At 43.1% G+C, this 16338-nt stretch carries 15 protein-coding genes, 1 pseudogene and 1 other annotated feature; of the genes and pseudogenes, 9 read left to right on the forward strand and 7 right to left on the reverse strand.

From position 1 onward, the window contains the following. Positions 1-556 precede the first annotated feature (556 nt). Together FB592_RS03940 and FB592_RS03945 are read right to left on the reverse strand one after the other, a co-directional pair. The gene (locus tag FB592_RS03940; RefSeq protein WP_141949288.1) at positions 557-1354 is read right to left on the reverse strand and encodes an ABC transporter permease; all 798 of its coding nucleotides are present in this window, start codon (positions 1352-1354) and stop codon (positions 557-559) included. A gap of 65 nt (positions 1355-1419) precedes the next feature. Further along, positions 1420-1845, reverse strand: coding sequence for a hypothetical protein (locus FB592_RS03945; protein WP_230939512.1), 426 nt, complete (start codon positions 1843-1845; stop codon positions 1420-1422). Positions 1846-1999: 154 nt separating this feature from the next. Between FB592_RS03945 and FB592_RS03950 the strand changes: the two are divergent. From FB592_RS03950 to FB592_RS03960, 3 genes and pseudogenes are all read left to right on the forward strand, one after another. Further along, a pseudogene (locus FB592_RS03950) lies at positions 2000-2152 on the forward strand (LrgB family protein); the annotation flags it as partial. A gap of 102 nt (positions 2153-2254) precedes the next feature. After that, entirely contained in the window at positions 2255-3454 is a 1200-nt protein-coding gene (locus FB592_RS03955) for an MFS transporter (protein ID WP_003242781.1), read from the forward strand. 33 nt (positions 3455-3487) lie between these two features. Further along, positions 3488-3685 (forward strand): YwbE family protein, encoded by a 198-nt coding sequence (locus tag FB592_RS03960; RefSeq protein ID WP_003227367.1) that lies wholly within the window; start codon positions 3488-3490, stop codon positions 3683-3685. A 34-nt stretch (positions 3686-3719) separates the two neighbouring features. Here the strand turns inward: FB592_RS03960 and FB592_RS03965 are convergent, their stop codons facing one another. After that, positions 3720-4910 carry a class I SAM-dependent rRNA methyltransferase gene (locus FB592_RS03965; protein WP_003244593.1) on the reverse strand — a complete coding sequence of 397 codons (1191 nt, stop codon included), beginning with the start codon at positions 4908-4910 and terminating at the stop codon, positions 3720-3722. A gap of 120 nt (positions 4911-5030) precedes the next feature. Here FB592_RS03965 and glxA point away from each other — a divergent pair, with 120 nt between their 5' ends. Beyond that, positions 5031-5411, forward strand: coding sequence for a glyoxalase GlxA (gene glxA, locus FB592_RS03970; RefSeq protein WP_003243380.1), 381 nt, complete (start codon positions 5031-5033; stop codon positions 5409-5411). Between the two features lie 37 nt (positions 5412-5448). On the opposite strand, the gene FB592_RS03975 is transcribed toward glxA, so the two are convergent. After that, positions 5449-6126, reverse strand: coding sequence for a DUF2711 domain-containing protein (locus FB592_RS03975; RefSeq protein ID WP_141949289.1), 678 nt, complete (start codon positions 6124-6126; stop codon positions 5449-5451). 76 nt (positions 6127-6202) lie between these two features. Continuing rightward, entirely contained in the window at positions 6203-7537 is a 1335-nt protein-coding gene (celB, locus tag FB592_RS03980) for a PTS cellobiose transporter subunit IIC (protein WP_070548062.1), read from the reverse strand. 227 nt (positions 7538-7764) lie between these two features. Here celB and epr point away from each other — a divergent pair, with 227 nt between their 5' ends. From epr to sacY, 3 genes are all read left to right on the forward strand, one after another. Then, a complete protein-coding gene (epr, locus tag FB592_RS03985; RefSeq protein ID WP_141949290.1) occupies positions 7765-9702 on the forward strand; it encodes a minor protease Epr in 1938 nt (645 codons plus the stop codon). A gap of 426 nt (positions 9703-10128) precedes the next feature. Then, the gene (gene sacX, locus FB592_RS03990; RefSeq protein ID WP_046381426.1) at positions 10129-11508 is read left to right on the forward strand and encodes a SacY negative regulator SacX; all 1380 of its coding nucleotides are present in this window, start codon (positions 10129-10131) and stop codon (positions 11506-11508) included. A 53-nt stretch (positions 11509-11561) separates the two neighbouring features. After that, positions 11562-12404 carry a transcription antiterminator SacY gene (gene sacY / locus FB592_RS03995; RefSeq protein WP_003227349.1) on the forward strand — a complete coding sequence of 281 codons (843 nt, stop codon included), beginning with the start codon at positions 11562-11564 and terminating at the stop codon, positions 12402-12404. 48 nt (positions 12405-12452) lie between these two features. Here the strand turns inward: sacY and FB592_RS04000 are convergent, their stop codons facing one another. Together FB592_RS04000 and FB592_RS04005 are read right to left on the reverse strand one after the other, a co-directional pair. Further along, positions 12453-13313, reverse strand: coding sequence for a glycosyltransferase family 8 protein (locus FB592_RS04000; RefSeq protein WP_003242748.1), 861 nt, complete (start codon positions 13311-13313; stop codon positions 12453-12455). Positions 13314-13422: 109 nt separating this feature from the next. Continuing rightward, entirely contained in the window at positions 13423-14136 is a 714-nt protein-coding gene (locus FB592_RS04005; protein ID WP_003227346.1) for a YwaF family protein, read from the reverse strand. Positions 14137-14285: 149 nt separating this feature from the next. On the opposite strand from FB592_RS04005, the gene ywaE reads away from it, so the two are divergent. Together ywaE and tyrS are read left to right on the forward strand one after the other, a co-directional pair. Next, entirely contained in the window at positions 14286-14801 is a 516-nt protein-coding gene (ywaE, locus tag FB592_RS04010) for a tyrZ transcriptional regulator YwaE (protein WP_019712840.1), read from the forward strand. Beyond that, positions 14796-15010 (forward strand) — a binding site (T-box leader). It overlaps the preceding gene by 6 nt. Before the next feature lie 41 nt (positions 15011-15051). Beyond that, complete coding sequence (tyrS, locus tag FB592_RS04015; protein ID WP_080286163.1) at positions 15052-16293, forward strand: tyrosine--tRNA ligase; 1242 nt, start codon at positions 15052-15054, stop codon at positions 16291-16293. Positions 16294-16338 lie beyond the last annotated feature (45 nt).

Consider the following 16338-nt stretch of genomic DNA (forward strand, 5'->3'; position numbering starts at 1 on the left):
AATAGAAAAAGAGTCGTATATATCATTAAATAAAATCAAAAGTACAACAGCTGAACCAATTAAAGTTCCATAAGTAGGCGAGATCAATTCAAACATTAAAATAATCAGTTGCACAATAAATAAAATCATTAACCATCCTACTAACAAAAATATGATTTGCATGATTTCATTTTTATTAACCATCTGGAGGCTATTCATAAACATATTAGGTTTTAAAATTAATGCAGTAAGGATCGTTGTTAGTATTGACAATACTAAAAATACAGTAGCTCTTAACAGAACAAGCAATAATAGAAATCGAAAAAAAATCTTTCTGTTATTGAAACGCGAAACAACGTAATTCGAAAAATGCCAGCTATTCATATTTAATAAAAAAATACACACTGTTATAAAACTTGTAGGTGAGCCTAATATATTAGAAAGCACTCTAATTAAGCTAATATTTGTTACTTCGTTAATTGTATTATTATAAAACACGCTCATATTCAACAACATTAAAGATATAAGACTTAATACAATCTTTTTGTGATTTATTTTTAGAATGTAATACAAAAAATTATTTCTGGACATATTTTTTCATTCCAATAAAACAGCCTATTAAAGATACTATTAAAATGAAAGATGGCACTGCTAAAACATAAAATATCGAAATTCCCGTAATTGATTGAATAGGATTCATTAATAATATTGGTGATAACTGTGGATAAAAAATTTCAAATACAGGTTCTAGAACTAAAACAATAAGAAATGGAGACAAATATGCTAAATACCTATTCTTTAAAAAAGTAGATAGACATACGCCTAGAATTGCAAAAGATCCTGCATAATAAAACAAAATGAATATGTATATTAACATGTATATATTTGGATGATACCTCGCAATTTGATGAAACAGATGATAGTTTTCAACAAATTGTCCGCTTGTTAAGTTATCCCCAAACATTATTGCCATTAGTATGAATGATAATAAAAATGGAAAAATAAACAAGAAACCACCGCTAATAAATGATGTTATCAATTTTGCTCCAAAATATTTGATTGCAGAACTGCGAGTTATAACAAATTGAAAATAACCGTTTTTCTTTTCTTCTAATACACTTGTGCTATAAGGTAAACAAGTAATTAAAGCAAATAATAATATTAACATCCCGCTAATAACCGAATCATTCGTACCAAGCCAGAAATATAGAGAAAAGCTCAAATGAGACTTATCAAAATAAGGCATATTGAATTTTTGATAGACAGATACAAAAATATCTATCCCAAAAAGGAAAATCATGATTAATAAGGAGAATTTATATTTATTTGATCCAAAAATATCTTTGAAATTATTTTTTAATAGTTGATAAAACAAAAAAAAACCTCCAATTCAAATAACTAGAAAGATTAAAACTCTTTCTAGTTATTTGTGAAATTATCCTATCGTCGACTATCGGGACTCCATACTCCTTTTGCCGAAATAACAACAGCGTTTGGAGTGCCTCTGACTTCTCCAGCAATTCTAACAGAAGTCTTACCTCTCTTCTCATATGCAACACTTGGAATGTTCTTATGCTGACCACTAGTAATATCTACGTAGTGACCGCCTGATATAGTATCTTTTTTATCTTTATCAACAATCCATAAACGTAATGTGCGATCTTTACCTATCCAAGAGTTTTTTTGATATACAGAAGAATCATTATACTTGGTCCTTGCTGACGTATATGCATTAACATGGTACCCTTTTGGCATTTCGAGATAATAATTAGAGTCTTTTGTATCCCCTTTAGCTAGTGCATTAGTCGCGATAAAACCAGACAAAAGAACCATTGCCCCGAGAGAATATGTAAATATACTTTTCATTTTCACTGTTAAATTACTCCTTTTTATTTGATATATAAGGATTATATACATATAGTTTCCATAAGTCAAATATTAGTTAGTATTTTTTGTTTTTAATCAAACAACTCCTTCCGCAGATAATAGATAGGCTCAATGGTCGTCCTATATTTCCACGCGGGGCGTGCTGCTTGGCACAAGCGCGCACGGAGCGGGAACGTCTAAAGCATTTGAGCTCAGCTCTGTGTCCGGCACGATTTCCAGTGTGTCGATGATCTTAGCTGCGATTATGACGCTTTGCGCGGCGCCGTTTTTACTTTCATTTATGTAAAAAACTGTCCTCTCGAGGGCAGTTTTTTTATGTGCTTCCCCTTATTGAAAAGCTGGCGAATTCCAATATAATGTATTTGTGGATACCAAAGGAGGCACCCTGATGCACAACTTGCAGGTGAGGCGGCATTATGCCGCGTTAAAAGGATTTTATTTGTTTGCTTTTCTCGGTACGGGCAGCATAATTCCCTTACTCAGTATGTATTTAACGAAGGAACAGCATTTAAGCGGATCACAGGTCGGCTTGATCATGTCACTGGGCCCGATTGTGATGATTTTCTTTCAGCCGTTTTGGGGCATGCTGAGCGACTATACGCAAAAAACGAAAGGCCTGCTGGCGGTTTGCACATCAATCACAGGCATCATTGGATTAGCCTATATTGCATTTGACAGTTTCCCTCTGTTTATTTTGATTGCGGCCTGTTTTGCAGCCTTTCAAAGCACGATTATTCCACTTTCGGACAGCATTTCACTAAGGTACACACAAGAAACAAACGGCAACTACGGCGGAATCCGCCTGTTTGGTTCTCTCGGCTTCGGTGTCGCGGTGTTTGCCATGGGACAGGTGACGAACCAGCTGTACCCCATTCACGTGATCTTTATCTTTGGCTGTGCCTTTCTGTGCATTGCTGCCATATTGGCTTCACAAGTGCCCGGCCAGCAGAAAACAACAAAGGTCAATATCCGCAAAGGATTCCGGGAGCTTATCAGCAACAAAACTTTCCTCATCTTTATGATCATCACCTTTACGACATTTGCTCCAAACTTAGCGAACAATACGTATTTCAGTCTTTTTCTGGACAAAAGCGGCGCGTCACTTTCCGCTATCGGCATTTTATTTTTCATCGGTGTCATTTCAGAAATTCCATTTATGAGATTCGCCCAAACATTTATAGATAAAATGGGGCTGCTCAACGTCATTATGCTGTCAGGCGGAGTCTCATTATTCAGGTGGGCGCTCTATTTCACGGCGCCTTCACTATGGATCATTTATGCGACGGTCTTTCTTCAGGGAGTGGCCATCGGTTTATTTATCCCGGCGGCGCTTCAATATGTGAAAAAGATTACCCCAAGACACGTTGAAGCGACGGCGCTGACCATGTACGCCGCCATTGGCAACGGGTTCGGCAACTGGTTCTGCACATTTGCAGGCGGGTACATTTTTGACTACGTGTCGATCTTCGCAGTCTACTTGCTTTTTGGCATTCTGAGCATAGCAGGCTTTGGCCTGACATTATATTTAATGAAGGCTGAAAAAAACAAACATACACTTCATCAGCCGGCTGTTACTTTTAAACCATAATGACTATAATGAACAAAAGAAAGGATGTGCGTTATGAACGGGCAAGAGCGAAACAGCATTTCGAAAGGGTTGCAGGTTGATATTGTATTGAAAGCAGATCAAAAAACAGGAAAACTGACGAGAGGGACAGTGAAGGATATTTTGACGAAATCAAACTTTCATCCGCATGGCATTAAAGTCCGTCTTGAAGATGGCCGCATCGGCCGCGTCCAGCAGATCATTTCTACATAAAAAAAAGCTGCCCCTGAACAGGGCAGCTTTTTCATTATTTTTTCTGCAGAAGGACCACTTTCAGGTAGTTGCCTTCCGGAAATGCCGAAATCGTTTTGAAATCCTCCGGCAGCGTAAATTCCTCAATGATCGTGTAGCGTTCATTTGTTTCTTTAAAGGCGGCATCAATAAAGCCTTTGAACTTCTTCATGCCAAAGGCGCTGCTGTTTGTAGAGGCAACAATGACACCCTTGTCAGCAGTGATGGCGATCGTTTCCTTCAGCAGGTTTTTATAATCCTTGGCCGCGCTGAAGGTGCGTTTTTTTGTGCGCGCAAAGGAAGGCGGATCTAGAATAATCAGATCAAAGCGCAAATCCTTTTTTGCAGCATATGAAAAATAGTTAAAAACGTCCATCACTTTAATGTCGTGCGCTTCGTAATCCAGCTTGTTCACGCTGAATTGCTCGATCGTTTTGGCCAGACTTCGATTTGCCACGTCGACGCTTGTTGTTTTCTCCGCTCCGCCAAGCGCCGCCGCCACGGAGAATGCACCCGTATAAGAAAACGTATTTAAAACGGTTTTCCCTTTTGCATAGCGGTCTCTGATCGCCTTGCGCACATGTCTCTGATCCAAAAAGATGCCCGTCATGGCGCCTTCATTCAGATCCACCGCGTATTGAATGCCATTCTCTTGGATGATGATCGGGAACTCGCCCCTTCTCCCTTTCACGAAGTCATCATCTTCAACGTATTGTCCAGCCGTGTCGAAGCGTTTCTTCTCGTAAATCGCTTTATAATCAAGATCCATCTCATCCAATGCGGAAATCAGCATGTCTTTAAAGGTGTAAATTCCCTTGCTGTACCATTGAATCAGCAGGTAGCCGTCATAATAGTCGATGGTGACGCCGCCGACACCGTCACCCTCACCGTTGAACAGGCGGAAAGCTGTTGTATCTTGAGCCTCAAATAGTTTGGCGCGCGCTTGGGCCGCTTTTGTTAATTTGCTGAGAAAAAATGCTTGGTCAATCTGTTCATGTTTATTGCGGGTAAGCGTCCAGCCAACCCCTTTGTTTTGCAGGCCGTAATAGCCCCGCGCGAGAAACTCGCCGCCGCTCTCAGACACGATATCAACGAGGTCTCCTTCTTTCATGTGCCCCGCACTCCCTGCGAGAGCTTCTTTTTCAATAAGGGGATAGCCTTTTTTTATTTTGGCAGCGTGTGCTTTTTTTAGGGTGAGTAGCTTCATATATGTCGTCCTCTTTCCGTTTGCTTTCTCTTATGGTACCACAAAACGCCAAGATGTCTGCATTGACAGAAAGGAAAGGTTTTTCTACGATAGACAAAAAGAGTTACGAGGAGGAGCAGCATGGCAAAACGAATTGACCATACAGGCATCATGGTAAGAGATATTAACGCGTCCATCACATTTTATGAAGAGGTACTAGGCATGAAATTGAAGGATCGCATCACTCACACGAACGGTGTAATCGAGCTTGCTTTTCTTGGCTTTGAAGACGGCCCGGAAACAGAAATTGAACTGATTCAAGGCTACAGCAGCGAGCTTCCCGCTGAAGGAAAAGTGCACCACATTGCCCTGCTGACGGATGACATCGCGGCTGAATATACAAAAGCGGAAAAAATGAACGCAAAATTTATCGACGAGGAGATCACAACACTTCCAAACGGATACCGTTATTTCTATATCGAAGGCCCTGACGGTGAGTGGATTGAGTTCTTTCAGCGGTAAAAATAAAGAACGTACATTTTGTGATGTACGTTCTTTTTTATCTATACCAACTGATATACGTTGACTCATCGCAAATCATAGCTTCCCAGCCCATACGCTCAACCAATTCATGGATGTTTTTATCTTTGGCTAAAAAGACATTAATGAATGAGTCATATACACTCATAAACACAAAATCCATTTTCTCATCAGTTAAAACGAGCTCTGCTGCGGCTTCATCAAGAACCGTCCGCAAGTTGGCTTCAGTTATGTCCAAAACGCCGCGGTTTTCCACAATCGGTTCTGCGTAATAAAACCGATTGGATCCGTTCGCACCTAATACCTTTACCAAACTCGGAATATGAAAATTTGAAATATGATCCTCACTGGGATAATAGAGGTCTCCATTTATGTTTTCATGTAACACCTCAGCCAAATCCTCTCTCGCGAACTCGTCCCTTAAAGCGCCTATCGACGTCATTAAAGCCAGCGCCAGCTCAGCATGTGTTTGAAAGCCGCAAGAAGACATAACCTTCTTCCAGGAAACAGCCTTGCCTATTCCTCTTATTTCATTATCGTTTGGATAAATATGTTCATAATCATTTTTTCTTTTTGCATTCTCCCATCCTTCAGGCATTTGGATAAAAGGAGAAAAGATAAGAGCAGCAGATGAGTATTCAACTGGTACTTGTTGTAAGATTGGTGATTCGTCATCTAACCATATATAATCTAGCATGCGCACCTCCTTTACATATTCTAACATTCCTTTCGTTTGAAAGAGATGATCAGCCCTATGACAGGCTGATCATCTATCACATCACATTTTTATCCCCAGATTCAACCGCACTCTCTTCCCGCCATTTTTGATGATCCCATATTCTGAAAAACGGATAGTAGATAGCACAGGTGATCAGCAGATTTACCAGCTGCATAACGGCGCCCGACACCTTTCCGCCTGTCGCCAGGTAACCTGATATGAGCGGCGGCATCGTCCATGGCACCGCGATTCCGGCCGGTCTTGCCACCAGCCCGGTGCTCATGCCGATATAAGTCGCGGTAATCGTGAGGAGCGGTGCGATGATAAATGGGACAATAAGGAGGGGATTCATGACAATCGGCATGCCGAAAATGATCGGCTCGTTGATATTAAATAGCGCAGGGCCGATTCCTAATCGTCCAAGCTGCTTCATTTGTTTGCTCTGGGAGCGCACAAGCATCGTCAGGACAAGCGCCAGCGTCGCCCCGCTTCCGCCGACATTGATCCAAATTTGAAAAAACTGAGTCGTAAAAATACTCGGCAGCGCCTCGCCTGCTTGGAAGGCGAGACGGTTGGCATCCATCGCGCCGTACCAAATCGGCGCCATGATTCCGCCAATGATGGAAGCCCCGTGAATCCCGCACGACCAAAGCAGCATCTGCACAAATTCAGCGATCAGGCTTCCGCCGAGACTGCCGCCAAGGATGGAAAGCGGTGTGCCAAGCAGGTCTCCTACGACATTGTGCAGACTCTGAAAAGGTGTCATTTCAATCAGAAGACGCGCCAGCCATACGAGAAGCACAATGATAAAGCCGGGAATCAGCGCAACAAATGATTTGCTTACCGCAGGCGGCACACCGTCTGGCATTTTGAAGACGATATTTTTTTGAATAATGTACCGATAGATTTCGGTTGAAAACAAGGCGATCAGCATGGCGACAAATAAGCCCTTGCTGCCGAGCAGCGTGATCGGAATTCCGCCCCCTACCATGATGGGTTCCGTTGAGCCATCCGGTGTAAACGGCACCTCAAACGGTGTTGCCAGCAGAAATGCGGCAATTGAAATCGCTCCGGCAGAAAGGGCATCGACACCATAGCTTTCTGCCAGCCGATAGGCGATCCCAAAAGCGGCAATCATCGCCATAATATCAAACGAAGCGTTAACAGGATATCCGAGCTTATCGGCCCACTCGTTCCCAAACACACTCGCCATGAAATCAGCATACCCCGGAATCGGCAGGCTCGTTAAAATCAAGAAGACAGACCCGATAATAATCAGCGGCATGGTCAGGATAATTCCGTCACGCAAAGCGCTGAGATGCCGCTGCCCGGCAATTTTCCCGGCGACAGGCATTATTTTTTCTTCCATTACCCGAGTGAATGTGCTCATCTTAAAAGCCCCCTTTTCTCATTGCTTTGTGAACAACCTCCGCAATGTTTTCTTTATCTTATTTTGAAAACGCTTACAAATTCATTTGGAAAATTTCCTCTTCATGCGGAAAAAATCTGTATTTTGCTAAACAACCCTGCCCATGAAAAATTTTTTCCTACTTACTATTAATCTCTCTTTTTTTCTCCGATATATATATCAAACATCATAGAAAAAGGAGATGAACCATGAAAAACATGTCTTGCAAACTTGTTGTATCAGTCACTCTGTTTTTCAGTTTTCTCACCATAGGCCCTCTCGCTCATGCGCAAAACAACAGTGAGAAAGAGGTTATTGTGGTTTATAAAAACAAGGCCGGAAAGGAAACCATCCTGGACAGTGATGCTGATGTTGAACAGCAGTATAAACATCTTCCCGCGGTAGCGGTCACAGCAGACCAGGAGACAGTAAAAGAATTAAAGCAGGATCCTGATATTTTGTATGTAGAAAACAACGTATCATTTACCGCAGCAGACAGCACGGATTTCAAAGTGCTGTCAGACGGCACTGACACCTCTGACAACTTTGAGCAATGGAACCTTGAGCCCATTCAGGTGAAACAGGCTTGGAAGGCAGGACTGACAGGAAAGAATATCAAAATTGCCGTCATTGACAGCGGAATCTCCCCCCACGATGACCTGTCGATTGCCGGCGGGTATTCAGCTGTCAGTTATACCTCTTCTTACAAAGATGATAACGGCCACGGAACACATGTCGCAGGGATTATCGGAGCCAAGCATAACGGCTACGGAATTGACGGCATCGCACCGGAAGCACAAATATACGCGGTTAAAGCGCTTGATCAGAACGGCTCGGGGGATCTTCAAAGTCTTCTCCAAGGAATTGACTGGTCGATCGCAAACGGGATGGACATCGTCAATATGAGCCTTGGCACGACGTCAGACAGCAAAATCCTTCATGAGGCCGTGAACAAAGCATATGAACAAGGTGTTCTGCTTGTTGCCGCAAGCGGTAACGACGGAAACGGCAAGCCAGTGAATTATCCGGCGGCATACAGCAGTGTCGTTGCGGTTTCAGCAACAAACGAAAAGAATCAGCTTGCCTCCTTTTCAACAACTGGAGATGAAGTTGAATTTTCAGCACCGGGGACAAACATCACAAGCACTTACTTAAACCAGTATTATGCAACGGGAAGCGGAACATCCCAAGCGACACCGCACGCCGCTGCCATGTTTGCCTTGTTAAAACAGCGTGATCCTGCCGAGACAAACGTCCAGCTTCGCGAGGAAATGCGGAAAAACATCGTTGATCTTGGTACCGCAGGCCGCGATCAGCAATTTGGCTACGGCTTAATCCAGTATAAAGCACAGGCAACAGATTCAGCGTACGCGGCAGCAGAGCAAGCGGTGAAAAAAGCGGAACAAACAAAAGCACAAATCGATATCAACAAAGCGCGAGAACTCATCAGCCAGCTGCCGGGCTCCGACGCCAAAACTGCCCTGCACAAAAGACTGGATAAAGTACAGTCATACAGAAATGTAAAAGATGCGAAAGACAAAGTCGCAAAGGCAGAAAAATATAAAACACAGCAAACTGTTGATACAGCACAAACTGCCATCAACAAGCTGCCAAACGGAACAGACAAAAAGAACCTTCAAAAACGCTTAGACCAAGTAAAACGCTACATCGCGTCAAAGCAAGCGAAAGACAAAGTTGCGAAAGCGGAAAAAAGCAAAAAGAAAACAGATGTGGACAGCGCACAATCAGCAATTGGCAAGCTGCCTGCAAGTTCAGAAAAAACGTCCCTGCAGAAACGCCTTAACAAAGTGAAGAGCACCAATTTGAAGACGGCACAGCAATCCGTATCTGCGGCTGAAAAGAAATCAACTGATGCAAATGCGGCAAAAGCACAATCAGCCGTCAATCAGCTTCAAGCAGGCAAGGACAAAACGGCATTGCAAAAACGGTTAGACAAAGTGAAGAAAAAGGTGGCGGCGGCTGAAGCAAAAAAAGTGGAAACTGCAAAGGCAAAAGTGAAGAAAGCGGAAAAAGACAAAACAAAGAAATCAAAGACATCCGCTCAGTCTGCAGTGAATCAATTAAAAGCATCCCATGAAAAAACAAAGCTGCAAAAACGGATGAACGCCGTCAAACCGAAAAAGTAACCAAAAACCTTTAAGACTTGCATTCCAAGTCTTAAAGGTTTTTTACATTCTAAGAACATCACACACAACCTTTTTCCCATCCATTGTACAGGCTTTTCATACTATTGCTATACAGCCATGAACAGCATAAAATGAACGTTATTACAGTTATCACCACATATGGCGGGATTGTGACTGGGCAGGCAGGCAAGACCCAATGATGCAAAGGGAGTATTAGTGCCTAAAAAGCAGGGCATTTTAACTCTTCTTTTCGTGTTGGGCTCATAACGGCGCCTTGGACAACCCCTATTCTCATGCTCCGTCGTCGACGCGAGCATTTTTGTCATTTTCAGCCGGTATTTCTCACTTTTTTCATTTTGATTGTCAACTTTTCATTTGATACGATGAACAAGCCGACTTTTCTTCAGCAAAGGAGGTTTTGATTGCTTGCAGAAAGAGATTGCAAAAGAATTATTGCTGCTCGCAGGAGGAAAAAACAATATTATTAGCATCAGCCATTGTACGACCCGTCTTCGTTTTGATGTAAAGGACGAGACGAAAATTGATATACATGCCATTGAGAACCTGCAAGGTGTGCAGGGCACCTTTTTCCGCTATGGGCTTTTCCAGATTATCTTCGGAGCAGGCGTCGTCAACAAAATATATAAAGAAGTCGTTCATGAATGGGAGACCGCGCCTTCTGAAGAGCCTGTCCACCAGAAAAAAGCCAGCCGGAAGCTGAACCCTGCCGCAGCTTTTGCGAAAACACTATCTGATATTTTTGTGCCGATTATTCCGGCAATAACAGCAAGCGGCCTGCTCATGGGGCTGATCGGCATGATAAAAGTGTTTCACTGGTTCGCTGCCGGCAGCCCATGGATTAAAATGCTCGACCTCGTGTCCAGCACAGCCTTTATTTTACTGCCGATTTTAGTTGGCTTCAGTGCTGCACGGCAATTTGGCAGCAACCCATACCTAGGGGCAGTGATTGCAGGGCTTTTGACGCATCCTGATCTGCTGGACCCGTCAATGCTCGGCAGCAAAACCCCGTCTTCCTTAGACATATGGGGGCTTCATATCCCAATGATGGGCTATCAGGGTTCCATGATACCGATTCTTCTTTCCGTTTTTGTCATGAGCAAAATTGAGAAGCTATTAAAATCGATTGTGCCGAAGTCGCTTGATGTCGTGATCATTCCCTTTATTACGGTCATGGTGACAGGATGCCTCGCGCTGATTGTGATGAATCCCGCCGCGTCCATCATCGGCCAGATCATGACACAATCGATCGTCTATATTTATGATCACGCCGGCATTGCCGCCGGAGCTCTTTTCGGCGGCATCTACTCCACCATCGTCCTATCTGGATTGCATCATAGCTTTTATGCAATTGAGGCAACGCTGCTTGCTAATCCGCATGTCGGTGTCAACTTTTTAGTGCCGATATGGTCGATGGCGAATGTGGCCCAAGGCGGAGCGGGGCTTGCGGTATTCCTCAAAACGAAACAATCAAGCCTGAAGAAAATTGCGCTCCCCGCTTCTCTGACCGCGTTTTTAGGCATTGTTGAGCCGATTGTATTCGGGGTAAATCTCAAATTGATCCGTCCCTTTATCGGAGCAGCCATCGGCGGTGCTATTGGCGGAGCATACGTGGTTGCGGTACAAGTTGTGGCAAATTCATACGGACTGACAGGCATTCCGATGATTTCAATCGTGCTGCCGTTTGGCGCCGCTAATTTTGTTCATTATATGATCGGTTTCTTGATCGCAGCCGTCTCTGCTTTTATAGCTACATTGTTTCTCGGGTTTAAAGAAGAGACAGAATAACTGGATTTATTCGTTTTCATTCATAAAACGGGGGATGAAAGGACAAAAAAGCTATGAAAATTAAAAGAATCTTAAATCATAATGCTATCGTCGTAAAGGATCAAAATGAAGAGAAGATTCTCTTAGGTGCAGGAATTGCGTTTAACAAAAAGAAGAATGATATTGTCGATCCGTCAAAAATAGAAAAAACCTTTATCAGAAAAGATACACCTGACTATAAGCAGTTCGAAGAGATTTTAGAAACATTGCCTGAAGACCACATTCAGATTTCTGAGCAAATTATCTCTCATGCCGAAAAAGAGCTGAATATCAAAATCAACGAGCGCATTCATGTCGCTTTTTCAGACCATCTTTCCTTTGCGATTGAACGCCTGAGCAATGGGATGGTTATCAAAAATCCGCTGCTGAATGAAATCAAAGTCCTTTATCCAAAGGAGTTCCAGATCGGCTTATGGGCCAGAACACTGATTAAAGATAAACTGGGGATTCACATTCCTGATGATGAAATCGGCAATATCGCCATGCATATCCACACAGCAAGAAACAATGCCGGCGATATGACACAAACGCTTGATATTACAACAATGATCCGTGATATTATCGAGATTATCGAAATTCAATTGTCTATTAATATCGTTGAAGATACCATCTCTTATGAACGGCTTGTGACCCATCTCCGCTTTGCCATTCAGCATATCAAAGCAGGCGAATCCATTTACGAGCTGGACGCAGAAATGATCGACATCATTAAAGAGAAGTTTAAGGATGCCTTCCTGTGTGCCCTAAGCATCGGCACCTTTGTGAAGAAGGAGTACGGCTTTGAGTTTCCTGAAAAAGAATTATGCTACATCGCCATGCATATTCAGCGGTTCTACCAACGGTCAGTCGCACGCTGAGACAAAAAAAACGCTTTTGATCATCTCAAAAGCGTTTTTTTATCTAATTTATTGGTTGATCGCCGGATTCCCAATCGTATTCCACTTCGTATAGGACATGTAATGGAAATACTCATCGCGATACGGATGTTTTGTATTGGAGTTCCAAGGCTTTTCTCCGCCGCAGAAGTGCACGATTGCCGGGTTTTCTCTTGTTTCATTATATTGCTTCCGCCCTAACAGAGTCGATGGGGTTTTCAGCTTTAACATGATATAGGTTTGAGCGTTCCAGCGCGGATGAAGTTCATACCACTGATCATACAAGATCGCATTCAGTGCATCTTGGTCATGCAGCACAAGAAAGTCTTCGTCTGGGTGTTCATTGATAAAGTTGATGACTTTTTCTGTGATGTTTTGCTTTCTCCAAGACTCAAAATCAATAATCATGATACCTGAGTTAAAATACTTCCCTGTATCAGTGACGTTCATTTCTTTCAGGCGTTCATGCTGCCCCGCATCCTCAACAGCGGCTACGGTGTATGGCGCAATGTCTAAGTCCCATAGCTTAGAAATATCCTCTAGGACAAGCGCATCACAATCGATGTAAATCATTCGTTTGATGCTTTCATCCTTAATTAAGTCGGGAATCGAAATGCGGTAATACGCGGCTTTTGTAATATGGCTGCTCTCAACCGCATGTTCATACATGTTGGTATCCACTTCTAAAAACTCAATAGGCACTCCGAATTTCAAAGTGGTTTCTTCCAGTCTTTTTTTGTTATCAGGCTTAATTCCGCCATCAATGACGTATAATTTTACCTCTCTCTCCTGATCCATGTTAGTCAATAAAGAAACGAACATCCCACCTAAATGACGAGCATAATTATCATCTGCGCATGATACGATATGCATGATTTCATCTTTCCTCAATGGTATTCATCTCCCTTTTTGTTGTACAAGTTACATACCCTTTTTCAAAAAAATAAACACGTTCTCCGACATTTTTTTAAACAGAATGTGTGATACAACAAAAAAGGTGTCATTTTTTGAAGATGCGATAAAGCCAATAAAGAATGAAAAAGCTTGCGATTGTGATGGCTTCAGCCGAGACGATATACCACGGCCATGGCCCGAGAACATCTAAGAGAGAGGAACCGCCCGGTTTTTTCGTCAAATACATATAATTCGCGCCAAGCCAGCGATCAATCAGAAAAATACAGACGCCGTACACATTAACAAGCAGGACTGTCACCCATAACGAGCGCTGGCCCATTCTGTAGGTGCCAATCACAGCCATCAGCAGACAGGATAAAAACACAGACCCGTGAGAAATAAAAAAGAGGATATATCGGATATGCGGAAATGAAAACATTCCGAGGTCAGGAGTGGCAAGAGCCTGAATCGAACTGCCGATGCCGACAAAAAACAAAAACACAAACAGCTTTCTGCTTTTTGTCACTAACATAATAGCTGACAAATACACCGACAGGTCACTAAGCTGGAGAGGCAATGAAGTGCGCACCGACCACCTGCCCGTGGCGACCATCCATATTTGATAGCCGATTTGCGAACCAAGCAAAAGAAACACAAACAGAGAACGTAAAAACCGGCTGGCCCTCGGCTGCTTGACCCCCTCTTGGAACAAAAACAACAGAATGGCCAAAAGGGCGATAATCGCTAACGTCACTACATGCTCTGTCGAAAACAGATGAAACGGATCATGCTTATAGACGGATTGAACATATTTTTGCAAAACTGCACCCCCGTTTGCGGGTTTTTGTTTATTTTGGCGTTGTTTGGGCTTTTTTTATTCACCGATATATGGGCTTGAAGTTCACATCAGAGTCTGTTACAATTCGTTTCATAGCTAATGATTCTGATAATTTAAGGCAGGCCTAAAAAATGGAACGTTCACATCAACATCAGCAGCTTCGGAAGGAAGAACACGATACACTTTCTAAGCTCAAACAAATGCCCGTCGAGTCACTCAACCTAGAAGCCATTTCGATCGCTACGAATCTGTATCGGTCTGCACAAAGGCTCCGTGTCAAAATGGAGACTGAGGTTCTTTCTTCCTATAACCTTTCTTGGACCGCTTTCTCCATTCTTTATGATCTATGGGTATGGGGAGCGCTCGAAACGAGAAAAATCGCTGAGCTGTCAGGGATATCTACAGCTACAGCAAGCAACGTGATCAAAACGCTCGAAAAAAAGAATTTTTGCCGTAAAAGCATCGACACAAGAGATCGGCGACTCGTGTTTGTCTCTATCACCGATTCCGGCAAACAAGCGATCGAAGAACTCTACCCGGAGTTTCACAAAGGGGAAACAGAGCTCATTGCGGGAATGACGAAGGACGAACAGAAAATATTGACAGGGCTGCTTAGAAAGGTAGCTGACAATCTTCATACAACATAAGCTTTGACGGGAATCCAGTAGCGGTTTGTCTCCCTGTTTCAGAGAGCCGGCGGAAGGTGCGAGCCGGCACACAGCAAACGTGAATTACCTCCCCGAGCTTTCTTTGTGAACCTTAAAAGTAGCAAAGAACGGGAAACCGTTATTCGAATGAGCGGAAGACAATGTCTTCAACCAGGGTGGTACCGCGTGCATTGAGCCACGTCCCTTATTGGGATGGGCTCTTTTTTGTGTTTGTAAAAAAGGAGGAAAAATGATGAGAACATTTGAGCAGCTCACAGCGTCACAGCAAAAAGAGGTAGAAAGACAGCTACAGCTTTACATGACAGGCGCCCACGAAGTCATACCGCCGGAGGAATTAAAGGCAAAGCTCGTGAAATCAATTTCCACGGGCACGCCGCTTAAAATTAAGCTCGGATTAGATCCATCTGCACCGGATGTACATTTGGGCCATACGGTTGTGTTAAATAAGCTTCGCCAATTTCAAGAAAACGGCCACATTGTCCAGCTGTTAATTGGGGACTTCACAGGAAAAATTGGTGATCCGACCGGAAAATCGGCAGCCAGAAAGCAACTGACTGATGAAGAAGTTCAGCACAATGCCAAAACCTACTTTGAGCAATTCGGAAAAGTGCTTGATCCAGAAAAAGTCGAGCTTCACTATAACTCAAAATGGCTGAAAACATTGAATCTGGAAGATGTCATTGAATTAGCAGGGAAAATAACGGTAGCCCGCCTGATGGAGCGCGACGACTTTGAAGAACGCATTGCCATGCAAAAACCAATCTCACTGCATGAATTCTTTTACCCATTGATGCAGGGCTATGATTCTGTCGTTCTCGAAAGTGATATTGAATTAGGCGGAACGGATCAGCATTTCAATGTCCTCATGGGACGGCATTTCCAAGAACGATACAACAAAGAAAAACAAGTCGTCATCCTTATGCCGCTCTTGGAAGGCTTGGATGGCGTCGAGAAAATGTCGAAGTCGAAACACAACTACATTGGCATTAATGAACATCCAAACGACATGTACGGAAAAACGATGTCACTGCCCGACAGCCTGATGAAAAAGTACATCCACTTGGCGACAGACTTAGAGCTTGAAGAGAAAAAACAGCTCGTAAAAGACTTAGAAACCGGCGCCGTTCATCCGCGTGATGCCAAAATGCTTTTAGCCAAAACAATCGTCCGAATGTATCACGGAGAGAAAGCAGCAGAAGCTGCCGAACACTCGTTTAAAACAGTCTTTCAGGAAAACAGCCTGCCGGAAGATATACCAGCCGTAAACTGGAAAGGCGAAAAAACGATAGCGATGATTGATCTGCTCGTCAAGCTAAAACTCCTCTCTTCGAAGAGCGAGGCGCGCCGCATGATTCAAAACGGCGGTGTACGCATCGACGGAGAGAAAATAACAGATATTCACGCCAAAGCAGAGATAAGAGAGAATATGATCATCCAAGTCGGCAAACGCAAGTTTTTAAAGCTCCAATAGTTTGATATTCCGAAACGCTTATGACCCTTCATTCATAAGCGTTTT

The organism is Bacillus sp. SJZ110 (assembly GCF_006715455.1).
Taxonomy (GTDB): domain Bacteria; phylum Bacillota; class Bacilli; order Bacillales; family Bacillaceae; genus Bacillus; species Bacillus subtilis.

What these genes read in the sequence shown, in the direction of transcription:
- FB592_RS03945 (WP_230939512.1), bottom strand. Translation starts at nt 1,845, where the DNA reads ATGAAAAGTATATTTACATATTCTCTCGGGGCAATGGTTCTTTTGTCT.
- FB592_RS03955 (WP_003242781.1), top strand. Translation starts at nt 2,255, where the DNA reads ATGCACAACTTGCAGGTGAGGCGGCATTATGCCGCGTTAAAAGGATTT.
- FB592_RS03960 (WP_003227367.1), top strand. Translation starts at nt 3,488, where the DNA reads ATGAACGGGCAAGAGCGAAACAGCATTTCGAAAGGGTTGCAGGTTGAT.
- FB592_RS03965 (WP_003244593.1), bottom strand. Translation starts at nt 4,910, where the DNA reads ATGAAGCTACTCACCCTAAAAAAAGCACACGCTGCCAAAATAAAAAAA.
- glxA (WP_003243380.1), top strand. Translation starts at nt 5,031, where the DNA reads ATGGCAAAACGAATTGACCATACAGGCATCATGGTAAGAGATATTAAC.
- FB592_RS03975 (WP_141949289.1), bottom strand. Translation starts at nt 6,126, where the DNA reads ATGCTAGATTATATATGGTTAGATGACGAATCACCAATCTTACAACAA.
- celB (WP_070548062.1), bottom strand. Translation starts at nt 7,537, where the DNA reads ATGAGCACATTCACTCGGGTAATGGAAGAAAAAATAATGCCTGTCGCC.
- epr (WP_141949290.1), top strand. Translation starts at nt 7,765, where the DNA reads ATGAAAAACATGTCTTGCAAACTTGTTGTATCAGTCACTCTGTTTTTC.
- sacY (WP_003227349.1), top strand. Translation starts at nt 11,562, where the DNA reads ATGAAAATTAAAAGAATCTTAAATCATAATGCTATCGTCGTAAAGGAT.
- ywaE (WP_019712840.1), top strand. Translation starts at nt 14,286, where the DNA reads ATGGAACGTTCACATCAACATCAGCAGCTTCGGAAGGAAGAACACGAT.
- tyrS (WP_080286163.1), top strand. Translation starts at nt 15,052, where the DNA reads ATGATGAGAACATTTGAGCAGCTCACAGCGTCACAGCAAAAAGAGGTA.